The 14,487-nt window shown below is 44.4% G+C and carries 11 protein-coding genes and 1 pseudogene; 8 read left to right on the forward strand and 4 right to left on the reverse strand.

Annotation, left to right across the window (positions count from 1 at the left end; translation table 11 throughout):
- Positions 1-95: 95 nt before the first annotated feature.
- The 6 genes and pseudogenes from parE to Xsto_RS05320 all read left to right on the forward strand — a co-directional run bounded on the left by parE (position 96) and on the right by Xsto_RS05320 (position 8,276).
- Entirely contained in the window at positions 96-1,991 is a 1,896-nt protein-coding gene (parE, locus tag Xsto_RS05295; protein ID WP_099108977.1) for a DNA topoisomerase IV subunit B, read from the forward strand.
- A 98-nt stretch (positions 1,992-2,089) separates the two neighbouring features.
- Positions 2,090-4,342, forward strand: coding sequence for a DNA topoisomerase IV subunit A (gene parC, locus Xsto_RS05300; protein ID WP_099124307.1), 2,253 nt, complete (start codon positions 2,090-2,092; stop codon positions 4,340-4,342).
- A 79-nt stretch (positions 4,343-4,421) separates the two neighbouring features.
- Positions 4,422-5,153 carry a 1-acylglycerol-3-phosphate O-acyltransferase gene (locus Xsto_RS05305; RefSeq protein ID WP_099124308.1) on the forward strand — a complete coding sequence of 244 codons (732 nt, stop codon included), beginning with the start codon at positions 4,422-4,424 and terminating at the stop codon, positions 5,151-5,153.
- Positions 5,154-5,483: 330 nt separating this feature from the next.
- Positions 5,484-6,908 carry a cell division protein FtsP gene (gene ftsP, locus Xsto_RS05310; protein ID WP_099124309.1) on the forward strand — a complete coding sequence of 475 codons (1,425 nt, stop codon included), beginning with the start codon at positions 5,484-5,486 and terminating at the stop codon, positions 6,906-6,908.
- Between the two features lie 239 nt (positions 6,909-7,147).
- Positions 7,148-7,655 (forward strand): annotated as a pseudogene (locus Xsto_RS05315) (IS1 family transposase); the annotation flags it as partial.
- A gap of 234 nt (positions 7,656-7,889) precedes the next feature.
- Entirely contained in the window at positions 7,890-8,276 is a 387-nt protein-coding gene (locus Xsto_RS05320; protein ID WP_099108919.1) for a DUF3461 family protein, read from the forward strand.
- 94 nt (positions 8,277-8,370) lie between these two features.
- On the opposite strand, the gene Xsto_RS05325 is transcribed toward Xsto_RS05320, so the two are convergent.
- The 4 genes from Xsto_RS05325 to syd all read right to left on the reverse strand — a co-directional run bounded on the left by Xsto_RS05325 (position 8,371) and on the right by syd (position 11,114).
- Complete coding sequence (locus Xsto_RS05325; protein WP_099108920.1) at positions 8,371-8,817, reverse strand: flavodoxin; 447 nt, start codon at positions 8,815-8,817, stop codon at positions 8,371-8,373.
- A 64-nt stretch (positions 8,818-8,881) separates the two neighbouring features.
- Positions 8,882-9,655: a tRNA pseudouridine(65) synthase TruC gene (gene truC, locus Xsto_RS05330; RefSeq protein ID WP_099124310.1), complete on the reverse strand. Its 774-nt coding sequence runs from the start codon at positions 9,653-9,655 to the stop codon at positions 8,882-8,884.
- 2 nt (positions 9,656-9,657) lie between these two features.
- Entirely contained in the window at positions 9,658-9,999 is a 342-nt protein-coding gene (locus Xsto_RS05335) for a YqcC family protein (protein ID WP_099124311.1), read from the reverse strand.
- A 563-nt stretch (positions 10,000-10,562) separates the two neighbouring features.
- On the reverse strand, positions 10,563-11,114 hold the full coding sequence (syd, locus tag Xsto_RS05340; RefSeq protein ID WP_099124312.1) for a SecY-interacting protein: 552 nt from the start codon (positions 11,112-11,114) through the stop codon (positions 10,563-10,565).
- A gap of 467 nt (positions 11,115-11,581) precedes the next feature.
- Between syd and Xsto_RS05345 the strand changes: the two genes are divergently transcribed.
- Complete coding sequence (locus Xsto_RS05345) at positions 11,582-13,270, forward strand: cholesterol oxidase substrate-binding domain-containing protein (protein ID WP_099124313.1); 1,689 nt, start codon at positions 11,582-11,584, stop codon at positions 13,268-13,270.
- Between the two features lie 229 nt (positions 13,271-13,499).
- Entirely contained in the window at positions 13,500-14,345 is an 846-nt protein-coding gene (queF, locus tag Xsto_RS05350; protein ID WP_099108925.1) for an NADPH-dependent 7-cyano-7-deazaguanine reductase QueF, read from the forward strand.
- Positions 14,346-14,487 lie beyond the last annotated feature (142 nt).

Consider the following 14,487-nt stretch of genomic DNA (forward strand, 5'->3'; position numbering starts at 1 on the left):
TCCGGGTTAACGCCGTTCTGATGGCGTTCCGGAATACGTAGGGTAATCAATACTGATTGGCCCTTTAATCATGAAGCAACCGACAGAATTACAACATGACTCAATCTAGTTATAACGCAGAGGCCATTGAAGTCCTCAGTGGCCTGGAGCCAGTTCGTCGCCGCCCAGGAATGTATACCGACACCGCCCGCCCGAACCATCTGGCACAGGAAGTGATCGATAATAGTGTGGACGAAGCGCTAGCTGGTCACGCAAAGCATATTCAAGTGATTCTCCACAGCGATCAGTCTCTGGAAGTGATAGATGATGGCCGTGGTATGCCGGTTGATATCCATCCTGAAGAAAAAGTATCAGCAGTTGAATTGATCCTGACCCGTCTGCATGCAGGTGGTAAATTTTCCAATAAAAACTACCAGTTCTCCGGTGGCTTGCACGGGGTTGGTATTTCGGTCGTTAATGCTCTGTCCAAACGGGTCGAAGTGACCGTTCGTCGCGACAGTCAGGTTCATCAGATCGCCTTCGAAAATGGCGATAAAGTACAGGAACTGGCTGTTATAGGTAGTTGTGGAAAACGTAATACCGGTACCAGTGTGCATTTCTGGCCGGATGAAAGCTATTTCGATACTCCCCGTTTTTCGACTTCACGCCTGGCTCATTTGCTGAAAGCAAAAGCAGTTCTGTGCCCCGGCGTTGAAATTATCTTTAAGGATAAACTGGCCGGAACCGAGCAAAAATGGTGTTATGCCGATGGGCTGACTGACTATTTGCTGGAAGCGGTTAATGGGCTGGTGACATTACCTCAGGCCCCGTTTGTCGGTGCACTCAGTGGCGAAACTGAAGCAGTGGACTGGGCGCTGCTCTGGCTGCCGGAAGGAGGTGAGTTACTGGCGGAAAGCTATGTTAACCTGATCCCGACAATACAGGGCGGTACCCACGTCAATGGCTTGCGTCAGGGGTTGCTGGATGCCATGCGTGAGTTCTGTGAATTCCGCAACATTTTGCCTCGTGGCGTCAAACTTTCTGCTGACGATATCTGGGATCGCTGTGCTTATGTATTATCCCTCAAAATGCAGGATCCACAATTTGCCGGGCAGACTAAAGAACGTCTGTCATCGCGCCAGTCTGCGGCTTTCGTTTCCGGTGTTGTCAAAGATGCATTCAGCCTGTGGCTGAACCAGCATATTCAGGAAGCAGAGCAATTAGCTGAAATGGCCATTGCCAGCGCTCAACGCCGCATGCGCGCGGCCAAAAAAGTGGTACGTAAGAAGCTGACCAACGGCCCGGCATTGCCGGGGAAACTGGCTGACTGTACCTCACAGGATCTGAATGTCACTGAACTGTTTCTGGTGGAAGGGGATTCTGCTGGTGGCTCTGCCAAACAGGCCCGTGATCGTGAATTTCAGGCTATTATGCCTCTTCGCGGTAAGATACTGAATACATGGGAAGTCTCTTCAGATGAGGTATTGGCTTCGCAGGAAGTTCATGATATTTCGGTCGCAATCGGTATCGATCCTGACAGTGAAGATCTCAGCCAGCTGCGTTACGGTAAAATCTGTATTCTGGCCGATGCAGATTCCGATGGCCTGCACATTGCAACGCTGCTGTGCGCCTTATTTGTCCGCCATTTCCCGACGCTGGTCAAACGCGGTCACGTTTATATGGCGATGCCACCACTGTATCGTATCGACCTTGGCAAAGAAGTTCACTATGCACTGGATGAAGGTGAAAAGAGTGCGGTACTTGACCGCCTGAGCCGTAAGCGTGGTAAGCCAAATGTTCAGCGCTTCAAAGGATTGGGTGAAATGAACCCGATGCAGTTGCGTGAAACTACGCTAGATCCCAATACTCGCCGTCTGGTGCAATTGACTATCAATGATGAAAATTATCAGGAAACCCTTTCCGTTATGGATATGCTTCTGGCGAAGAAACGCTCGGAAGACCGCCGTAACTGGCTGCAAGAAAAGGGTGATTCCATTGATATTGAAGTATAGCAATTGAATTGAAATTTAAACCCGATAGATTTCAAGATGCATCGCGGCCAACTAAAGCGGTAACTTGAAAGATGACGGGTTTTGAGGAAATTATTAACATGAGTGAAATAACTCACGATGGAGTGGAACGTCAGCCGCTCCACACATTCACTGAAAACGCCTATCTGAATTATTCCATGTACGTCATCATGGACAGGGCGCTGCCTTTTATCGGTGATGGATTAAAACCCGTGCAGCGTCGTATCGTCTACGCGATGTCAGAGCTTGGGCTGAGTAGCAGTGCAAAATTCAAAAAATCTGCCCGTACTGTCGGTGATGTACTGGGTAAATATCATCCACATGGTGATAGTGCCTGTTACGAAGCGATGGTGCTGATGGCACAGCCTTTCTCTTACCGTTATCCACTTGTGGACGGTCAGGGAAACTGGGGTGCTCCGGATGATCCGAAATCTTTTGCGGCAATGCGTTATACCGAATCCCGCCTGTCTAAGTATGCAGAGTTGCTGCTGAGTGAACTGGGGCACGGGACAGTAGACTGGTTGCCAAACTTTGATGGTACATTGCAGGAGCCGAAAATGCTGCCTGCGCGTCTGCCTAATATCCTGCTGAACGGCACAACAGGTATTGCTGTTGGTATGGCAACGGATATACCGCCTCATAACTCACGTGAAGTGGCCAATGCGCTGATTTCCATACTGGATAAACCAGAGTCTTCACTTGATGAAGTTATGGAGCACGTTAAAGGCCCGGATTACCCGACAGATGCGGAAATCATCACTTCTAAAGAAGATATCCGTAAGATCTACAAAAATGGTCGTGGCTCGATACGCATGCGTGCCGTGTGGTCAAAAGAAGAGGGTAACGTTGTCATTACCGCTCTGCCACATCAGGTATCTGGTGCGAAAGTATTAGAACAGATCGCCAGCCAGATGCGTTCGAAGAAGTTGCCGATGGTGGATGATCTGCGGGATGAATCCGATCACGAGAACCCGACGCGTCTGGTGATTGTGCCCCGGACTAACCGTGTGGATGTCGAGCAGGTTATGAACCACCTGTTTGTCACAACCGATCTGGAAAAGAGCTATCGTGTTAACCTCAACATGATTGGTCTCGACAATCGCCCGAGTGTTAAAGGTCTGGTTGAAATTCTCAGTGAATGGCTGGTATTCCGTCGTGAAACGGTACGTAACCGCCTTAACCACCGTCTGGAAAAAGTGCTCAAGCGACTGCATATTCTGGAAGGTTTGCTGGCAGCCTATCTCAACATTGATGAAGTGATCCATCTTATCCGTAGTGAAGATGAGCCAAAGCCAGTGTTGATGCAGCGTTTTGGTTTAACAGAAACACAGGCAGAAGCGATTCTGGAACTGAAACTACGTCATCTGGCAAAACTGGAAGAAGTCAAAATCCGGGGTGAGCAGGATGAACTGGCAAAAGAGCGGGACAAACTTCAGGCTATCCTTGGCTCTGAGCGCAAGCTGAACACGCTGCTGAAAAAAGAGATTATTGCCGATGCGGAAAACTATGGTGATAAGCGTCGTTCTCCGCTGAAAGAGCGCTCAGAAGCGAAGGCAATGAGCGATCATGATATTCTGCCATCAGAGCCGATTACGGTTGTGATGTCTCAAATGGGCTGGGTTCGTAGTGCGAAAGGGCATGATATTGATCCTACTGGTTTAAATTACAAATCTGGTGACAGTTATCGCGATGCTGTGCGTGGTAAGAGTAATCAGCCGGTAGTCTTTATTGACAGTACCGGGCGTAGTTATTCTATTGATCCTCTGGATTTACCTTCAGCCAGAGGACAGGGAGAGCCTTTGACCGGCAAACTGGCATTACCGGCCGGAGCATCCGTTGAGCATCTGCTGATGGAGAAAGAAGATCAGAAACTCCTGATGGCATCGGATGCGGGTTATGGCTTCATCTGTACCTTTAGTGACTTAATTGCCAAGAATCGGGCAGGGAAGGCCCTGATTACATTGCCACAAAACGCTAAGGTCATGTCACCATTGGCGATCGGCAATGAACAGGATGATATGTTACTGGCGATCACCAAAGAGGGACGCATGTTGATGTTTCCTGTCGCTGATCTCCCACAGCTGTCAAAAGGTAAGGGCAATAAAATAGTTTCCATTACCTCGGCGCAGGCGGCTTCTGGAGAAGATATATTGAGCTGGTTGCTGGTATTGCCGCCAAAATCTTCAATCACGCTTTATTTCGGTAAGCGAAAATTACAGCTTCAGCCAGAGGAATTGCAGAAATTCCGGGCAGAAAGAGGCCGTAAAGGAACCGCTCTGCCGCGTGGCTTACAGCGTGTTGAGCGTGTAGAAATAGAAACAAAATTGAACTGAATATAACTTCATTTTTATATAATTAAATAACCCTGACAGCAGGCCAGTACAACACTGGCCTGCCTTGCAAGAGGAAACTATGCTAACCATTATTCGTGGGATCATTGTTATTCTGTTTACCTTTCTAGTCTGTATATTCGGCGGTATTTACTGTTTATTCAGCCCCCGGGATCCGCGTCATGTGATGACCTTTGGCCGTGCATTTGGCAAGCTGCACACAATATTCGGTATCAAACTGATTGAACGTATTCCTGAAGATGCGCCACAAGTTGGCCCAAGCATCTATATCGGTAATCACCAGAACAATTTCGACATGATAACCATGTCAAACGCTGTACAGCCCCGTACGGTGACTGTTGGTAAAAAAAGTCTGGTTTTTATTCCTTTCTTTGGTCAGTTGTACTGGCTGACAGGCAATATCCTGATTGACAGACAAAACCGGACAAAAGCACACGGGACGATTTCACAGGTTGTTGAGCAGATTAAAAAGAACCGTGTTTCTGTCTGGATGTTTCCGGAGGGTACCCGCAGTCGTGGTCGTGGTTTAATGCCGTTTAAAACGGGGGCTTTCCATGCAGCCATTGCGGCCGGAGTGCCGATTGTACCGGTTTGTGTTTCTTCAACACATGGCAAGATCAAGCTTAATCGTTGGAATAATGGCACGGTTATTGTTGAAATGCTGCCGCCGATTGATACAACAAAATATACAAAAGAGCGGGTTCGTGAATTGGCTGAACATTGTCATCAGGTGATGAAGGCCAAGATTGAAGCGCTGGATAAAGAAGTTGAGGAGCTTAACAAGCGCAGTTAATTGAATTAAAATAACTTACGCTATTTTTACGCAGTACTCCTTTCTGATATGGGGATGAATTCTGACTATAAATTTAAGATAGTTTTAGAATTTATCCCCTGTTCGCGATATGATTGCTTCTTGATAAATTAACGTTTTTTATTAAACGCAATCGATAAGATATATACCTATACCCAGTGGATTTCAACGCGTGTCCAGCAAAGACATGATGTGGAAGACGAAGGGTAGTACCGCCGCGATATAATTTGAAATCAATTAGATATGAATAAGCACTCAATTTGGGAAGCTATTCTTTCTTTTCGTGGCGCTCATTCCTGCCGTGGAGAAAATATGTCACTGAGTCGGCGCCAATTTATTCAGGCATCTGGTTTAGCAGTATGTTTAGGAGCGCTCCCCTTTGCTGTTCAGGCAGATAAAGACCAACAAATAGCATTACCTGTTCCCCCCTTACTGGAATCTCGCGGTGGCCAGCCCCTGTTTTTAGCTCTTCAGAGAGCCAACTGGTCTTTTGACGGGGAAAATAAGGCGTCAGTGTCGGGTATCAATGGTCTCTATCTGGGGCCGACTATTCGTGTCCGTAAAGGGGATAACGTTAAACTGATATACAGTAATCGCCTGTCAGAGCCGGTTTCAATGACTGTAAGCGGGTTACAGGTACCCGGAACACTGATGGGGGGTGCATCACGCCTGATCCCTGCTCATGGGAACTGGTCTCCGGTCATTCCGATTGATCAGCCAGCAGCAACATGTTGGTATCACGCCAATACACCACACCGAATGGCGGAACAGGTTTATGCAGGGTTAGCAGGAATGTGGCTGGTGGAAGACGAAAATACCCATCGCTTGCCTTTACCCAGACATTATGGCGTCGATGATTTTCCGGTTATTTTGCAGGACAAACGATTGGATAATTTTGGTACGCCACGCTATGACAAGGCTTCTGCCAGTCAGGGATTCCTTGGGGATACACTGGTTATTAACGGGGTGGAAAACCCGTTTATCGAAGTTGCCAAAGGGTGGATCAGGCTGCGTCTGTTAAATGCCGCCAATGCCCGCCGTTTCCAGTTACAGCTCAGTGATGGCCGGCCTTTCTATATGATTGCGACTGATCAGGGGTTATTGCCAGCGCCGGTGGCGGTTCAGACGCTTTCACTGGCACCGGGAGAACGTCGTGAAGTGCTGATTGATATGTCGAAAGCAGACAGTGTTGTTATCACAGCAGGAGAATCTGCCGGCATGATTGATCGACTGAAAGGGCTGTTTGAACCATCCAATAAATTGCGTTCAACAAATGTTCTGACGATTAAATCAGGTGGGTTGCTACCTCTGGTCACAGAAGAGCTGCCTTCCCAGCTTGTGACTGATACGACTGGCATTGATTCCTCAATTCGCAACCGACAAATTGTTTTAGGGGATGAAACACAGGGTATCAATGGAGTATTACTGAATCCCAACCGAACCGACATTACCAGCCATCAGGGAGCATGGGAACGCTGGATAGTGACAACCTCGATTCCACAGCCTTTTCATATCGAAGGTGCCAGATTCAAAGTTATCAACCACAACGGGGTACAACCGGAGCCGCAGGATTATGGCTGGAAAGATACCGTTTGGGTGGATGGCAGAACTGAGCTGTTGGTCAATATGATGCAGCCATCCTATGAACACTACCCGTTTATGTATTACAGCCAGATATTAGAATGGGCCGATCGTGGCGTGGCAGGGCAATTGGTAGTGACTCCGGCGGGGATGTAAGGGATTTTCTGTTTGTTCTTCTGTGTGATGAGCCAATTTTTTTACAAGATTGGCAGAGAAAAGCCTGCTTTTGCAGGCTGCATGGAGGATTTATATTATTTTAAATAAATATCTGGTTATCATAAAAACCAAACAATTCAGTTAGAGTTCCACCTATATTTAATTGAAGAGTCAGGGTATTAGCTTTAGCCAGCCCCCATGCACTAGGTCATGTATTTAAGGCGTTGTTCTTCATCTATAATGCCGGCATCCGTAATACAGCCAGAGCCCTGCATATCAGCATTAATGCTGTCGTACGCGTTTTAAAAAACTCCAGCCACGATGTGTAACAACTTCACCTCTGGGGGAAGTTGAAATTGAATTTATCTGTGAAGTTGACGAAATGGAGTCATGCGTCGGGAATAAAAAGTGCCAGCGTTGGTTATGGTATGCTTGGGAGCCTCGCCTAAAACGTATCATTGCGCATGCTTTTGGTAGACGAAACAAGAACACGCTGAAAAATTTATTGAAAAAACTGTCTAAATGCAAGGTGGCCTTTTGGTGTACGGATAATTATCGTGCCTATAATTACTGCCTTCAGCCAACCATCTGGTTGGAAAATATTTTACTCAACGTATCGAACGTGAAAATTTAACGTTACGTAACAGAATTAAGCACCTGAACCGTAAAACATTGGGTTATTCAAAGTCACCTAAAATGCATGACAAAATCATTGGCACTTTCATTGAACGTAAATATTATGTTTGAGGGAGGTCAACGCCTTGAATACATGACCAAAAAATACCATACATGTAGTTAAATTTATCTGCCACAAAAGAAAAACACATAATCCATTGAAATTAAAAACTATTTCCTTATTGCATAAACTTTATATTTTCTTAATAGTCACTATTGATTGACTTTCGACAAACTCGAAATGGATAATAAATCCGCTGTTTTCTTGATATTTTCCATTTCATTTAGGTGACTAGGTGACGCGCTATGTACGATAACTTGAAGAGTTTAGGGATTACTCACCCTGAAGATATTGATCGCTATAGCCTCCGTCAGGAAGCGAATAACGACATTCTTAAGATTTATTTTCGCAAAGATAGGGGTGAATTTTTTGCCAAAAGCGTTAAATTCAAATACCCACGCCAGCTCAAAACTGTCTCTGACGATAATACAGGGCAAGGTTACAAAGAAGTTAAAGAGATCAACACCAACCTGCGTTATGTGCTGGAAGAATTGGATCAGATTTGTAAACGTGAACAGGCAGAAGTGGATTTGAAACACAAAATCCTCGACGACTTACGTCACCTTGAGCATGTCGTTGCCAATAAGATCGCAGAAATAGAAGCAGATTTAGAAAAACTGACCCGCAAGTAATGATATCAGTAGTGTCATACACCGCTTATCCCTTTTCTGGCAGCAAAGAGATAAAGGGTATAAGCGGTATAATCAACGGTATGAGCGGGAGCGTCTATAATAAATTTCCCCACTCCTCAACCCAGCCCTGAGCAAAAACTTCCGGCTCAACTACCTCAAGAGCATCAATCTGCAGAATTTCACCGATCCGCTTAGCGCCTTGCTCTTGTAACAGCGCATCAAAGATATGACCTCCTCCACAGAAAGTGTCATAACTACTGTCGCCCAGCGCAATAAGGCCGTAACGTAAATCAGGCTGATAACCCAGTTGATCATTCAATTCAGCATAAAGCGGCTGGATATTATCAGGCAAATCCCCCTGTCCGGTTGTAGATGTCACAACCAGTACTACCTGCTGTAAGTATTCCTGCCATTGCTCCAGAGTTGCCTCTTCAAATACTTCAGCCTCATGCCCCTGCTGCTCAAGAATTTGCTGAGCTTCTTCGGCAACAGCCAATGCATTGCCATAAACTGTACCAACGAAAATACCAATCTTTGCCATAGATATGATCCCTTCATTCTGTTTGATACTGCTTTAGTCGTTGAACCTTTATTTTTTCAGGCGGCTATTCTGTCGGCTGTAATTCACAAGCAACCGGATGTGAACATTCCAGTTCCGGTACAAGGCCTTGCCAGCCAAATTGTTCAAGCAAATGCTGCCATGAAGAATCCCAACGGGCGGTCAATAACAACTCCTGGCCTGTTACCGGATGCCTGAGTTGAAGGTGGCTTGCATGCAGCATTAATCTGCCTGTCTGATAATATTTAGCAACTCCTCGATTCTGACGCAAATCCCCGTGTGTGGTATCCCCAATAATGGGATGACGGATATGTGACATATGTCGTCGTAGCTGGTGCTTACGCCCGGTTTTGGGTTTTAGTTCCAATAGGCTGAAACGTGATGTCGGATAACGCCCTATTTCAACCGGACACTCAATTTTTGCCAGTGCGCGGTAATGAGTAATGGCGGATTGCGCTTCCCTGTCCGTATCAGCGAATTTATCCGCAATTTTATCCAACTCTTCCATTAATGCGTAGTCGATAATCTCCTCTCCTTCGACATAACCACGCACAACTGCATGATACGTTTTTTGCACCTGCTGATATTCGAATTGCTGGGAGAGTGTTCGGGCCACATCGCTTGACAGCCCCATCAGCAAAACGCCGGATGTTGGCCTGTCCAGCCGATGAACAGGAAAAACATGCTGACCAATCTGGTCACGCAGTGTCTGCATAACAAAAACGGTTTCATGACGCGCCAGCCAACTACGATGAACCAACCAGCCCGCCGGCTTATTTACTGCAACAATGTGTTCATCCTGATAGATAATATCCAGCATTATCAACTATTCCCCTTCAGATCATCCGGTGTAAACAGGTTGTCCAGTTCACGCAAATGCTCAAGTAACGGTAAATAGCGCTCAGTCTCTTCTTTATAGACTTCTTCAAAGTAGGGAGCGATTGCAAATGATGTTGGTAAGCTGGCTTTTTGCTCAATCAGTGCACTCATTCTGGGAATTAGTACCCATTGGAGCCATTCTTCCGCCGCCATCGTATCAATAGAAAAAGGTTCTGTGCTTTCGAAAGCTTCTGGTTTGGGCGGGTAACTCTGCCATAAGCCAGCGGTTTTCATCGTGGCTTCAATGAGCTGTAATTTGTGGAGGATTTGTTTCTCGATACTCATGATTATTATCTTATCCTGACTGTGACCCCAATAGCAGGAACGGCCATTGTGTCATTAAATCGTAAGAGTATCACTGTTCAATCTCAGCGAAAAATATGTGGCAGCATAAAATGCCACAAAACAAAATAAGAGGGGAGACAGAATCTCCCCTCTTATTTGATTATTATAGCAATCCGGCTAAATTGATCGCTTCCTGCGCATTCCCTGACAAAGTACTTCCCTGTCTGTTATTCCTTAAAAGATCATTATATTGATAGTATCTGGCAGTCCTGCCCGAACCGAATCATCCTTGAGTCACCTTCCTGATGACATAATTCCTTAATAATTTTGTCGCTGTGATTCCTAGCGGAACAACAAAATAATCGTCGATTCAGTGGCTTGAAACAAGCTACCTGAATTGTCAGAAAAAGCATTTCACCAAAAAGATATCTTGATAATAATTTGCATATTATTGATATAAAATAAAAATAATATTTATCAGAGGTATTGATACGATGATTAAGAGACATATCTCACATCACATGTGAGATATGTCTTACAAAAAAGTAAACTGATATCTGCACCTATGAAGATACCACAGGGGTAGCAGCAGAAATGAAAGCGGCTAAATCAGCAGATAATACGGTTCGTTCCTTACTGCCAAATTGCTCAAGTATGACCTGACCTGTCAGATTACATACAGAAATCAGCCCCATGTCAGAATCCGTTGTACCAATAAATACCGTCGGTGAGAGTTTCAGGCGCTTTTGCGTCACAAGATGGCCTATCAAATTTTCCTGTAGCCGGACAAAATCATCCTCACTCCATACCTGAATCAAACTGAAGCTCAATCCATCAAAACTGGCAGACATGTCGCCCGCTAACTGAGTGACATAATAATCGTGGATAGAATTCTGCAAACAGATATCCAGTGCATTTTCTACCTTACTGAGTTTATCCGCTGGAGTAAAAGGCTTCGGAAGCCAGTGCACCACCTCATCTCCTGTACGTTCGATACAGGGGGACGGTACATCATATAATTCACTACTCGCTGGCGGTAATCCGGTTTCCTCCTGCCACAATTCAACATAGCGTCGGGTAAAATCAGCAAGTGCTTCTGTCACATTGAAGGTCATATGTTTGTTTCTTCCATTTTTCTGTCTGTTACTCGTATTCTGCGTATTCCTATACGGTTTTAAGCAAAATAACAACTATACACTTCGTCTTTCAAGTTGCCTCTTTGTTGGCTGCGCTCGTTCACCCCAGTCACATAGTTATCTATGCTCCTGGGGATTTACTCGCTTGCTGCCGCGACGCATCTTGAAATCCATTGTGTATAAAAATAGTGTCATCACTTCCATAAAATAATGGTATCAGGCTCTACACTATTTATAACAGTAAAGAGAATCATCTCCCTTCAAGTAATATTATGCCGTGTACTTGGCCTGAATTTATAGCCAAGGGATGAATAAAACCATCGCTAATAAGTCACAAGTTAAAACAAAAATAGCATTAATATAAAAAATAATACCTCTTGCCATCCACATTATAAATGTGGATTCAAAATAGTGATTTTATTTATATCCTACAAGGTAATAACATAATGAACATAAAAAATAAAAATCCAAATAAATTAAATAAAGAAAATAAGAATAAAAAAACAAACCTGACATTAACTGATTTCCCTAAAGACGTAAAATTGATATATAGAGAATTCATTAACTGGTCAGAAGAAATTTATTCGAATCATATTCCATGCTGTATCCCTAAATCAGACAAAGAAATTATTTTAATTGTTAATTGGGCGTGGAAAAAAAATTATAAACTGAGAGTGGTGGGAGAGTCACATAACTGGTCGCCTTTGATTATTTCAGCTCAGGAACAAAATAGTCATCAAGTCATGCTCATGGATCTTAGGCAGCACTTTAATCAAGTAAGCATTAAACATCTTCCTGATTATGCCATTGTCACTGCGCAGGCTGGTGTATTAATGGAAACACTCATGACAAAAATGGAAGAGCAAGGGGTTGGTTTTACCGCAACTCCGGCACCCGGTGATTTAACTCTCGGCGGAGTACTGGCAATCGGTGGGCATGGAACAAGTGTTAAAGCGCTGAATGAAGAAACGCAACCCGGCCATAACTATGGCTCAATCAGTAACTCTGTCCTATCTCTGTCTGCCGTCGTTTGGGATGAAAAAAGCGAACAATATATTATCAGGAACTTTAAGCGCAATGACCCTGAGTGCGCTCCTCTTCTTGTGAATTTAGGCTGTTCCCTGATTTTATATGCTGAGCTTCAGGCTGGTAAAAACCAGCGTCTTCGGTGTGAAAGTATTACTGATATTCCGGCGACAGAACTATTTGCACTTTCTCAAGATAAAAAAAATAAAAAAACTTTTAGTCACTTTCTGGATAAAAGTGGGCGTGCTGAAGCTATTTTATTCCCATTCACTGCTAACCCTTGGTTAAAAGTATGGAGTATTGCACCGAAAAAGCCTACTTCCAGTATTGAAGTGACCCAACCGTACAACTATCCATTTTCTGATAATATCCCTGTTCAAATATCTCAACTCATTAAACAGATAACCCATGATAATCCGAACCTCACTCCTATATTTTCCCATCTTCAGTACGCAGTCATGCTAGGTTATTTTTTAGCTACTGGAAATGATATCTGGGGCTGGAGCAAAAATTTACTGTTATATGTTAAACCAACAACATTACGTGTTACTGCAAATGGTTATGCCATATTAACCAGCCGCAGCAATATTCAAAAAGTTCTCCATCTCTTTTATTCCCAATGGCAATCCTTAATGCAGGAATACCAGAATCAGGGTAAATTCCCTGTCAACGGACCCATTGAGATCCGGGTTACAACACTGGATGAACCTTCTGAAGTGGTGCAGGAAAATGCTGTAGTACCGAGTCTATCGGCTATTCGCCCACGTCAGGATCGTCCAGAGTGGGATGTCGCTATTTGGCTCGATGTGTTAACCCATCCAGATACCCATTATTCTGCTGAATTTTATAACAGGCTTGAAGCATGGATGTTTAAAGAATTTGATGACACTTACGCGTCTATTCGTGTTGAATGGAGTAAAGGCTGGGGATACAGCAAAGAGGGTGCATGGGCTAATGAGTATATACTGACCAAAAAAATCCCGGCCTCATTTACGGATGGATTACCCGCTGATAATAATTGGCATTCGGCAATTAATACCTTACAGAAATTTGATCCGCACAATCTGTTCAGATCGCCATTATTAGAGAAGTTAATTTCTTCCAAATAAAAGCGAATACTCTATATTAGTTATCTAATTATATCCCACGGGATGAATAATTCAGCCCGTTTAAGAATCTGTTCTGATTTAGATGGCAATTATCGGGCTGAGTTTCTTGAAAATGCGCAATAAAAATACGAATTATCAATATTCCTTGATACACTACTGCTTGTATTCAAAACAATAACCTCCGCCCTATCGCTCTTAAATGCAGGGTATATTACCTTTGAGGAATCTTATGTCTTTGTATCAAGATAATCAGGCACTCTCCCAACTTACTCTCGGCAAACCAACTTCCTACTGTGATACCTATGAACCTGCATTACTACAGGCCGTTCCCCGCAGTATGAACCGTGAGCCACTTGGATTGTATCCTGATAATCTGCCGTTTTACGGCGCAGACATCTGGACAATGTACGAACTGTCATGGCTCAATTCGCGGGGTGTTCCTCAGGTTGCCATCGGGCATGTCAGTCTGAACGCTGCCAGTGAAAATCTTATCGAGTCAAAAAGTTTCAAGCTCTATCTGAATAGCTTTAACCAAACCCGCTTCGCGGATTGGGAGACCGTCCAGCAAACGCTGCAACGGGACTTGTCTGCCTGTGCCAACGGTGAGATTGACGTTGTTTTATATCCTCTGCATGATTTCAATCAACAGCCAATTGCCGATTTTGAAGGTAAATGTATTGATAATCAGGATATTGAAATTGATGATTATCAATTCAATCGCGATTATCTTAATGGGGCAGCGACAGGGCCTGTTGTTGATGAAGTTTTGGTCAGCCATCTATTAAAATCAAATTGTCTGATCACAAACCAGCCTGATTGGGGTTCAGTACAAATTCGCTATAAAGGCCCGAAAATCGATCAGGAAAAATTATTGCGTTATCTGGTTTCCTTCCGTCATCACAACGAGTTCCATGAACAGTGTGTTGAACGTATTTTCAACGATTTAATGCAGTTATGTGCGCCGGAAAAACTCACTGTTTATGCGCGTTATACCCGCCGGGGTGGGTTGGATATCAATCCGTGGCGCAGTAATGACTCATTTGTGCCGCCAACCGGCAGGCTAGCCCGTCAGTAATCACTGAATCCACACCGATGGCATACATCTGTATGCCATCCGGTAACCTAACGGGCTGACTTAAACCAGATACATTCAATTATACACAATGGATTTCAAGATGAGTCACGGCGGCAAGCGAGTAAATCCCCGGGAGCATAGA

Origin of the sequence: Xenorhabdus stockiae (genome assembly GCF_002632825.1) — a bacterium.
Lineage (GTDB): Bacteria > Pseudomonadota > Gammaproteobacteria > Enterobacterales > Enterobacteriaceae > Xenorhabdus > Xenorhabdus stockiae.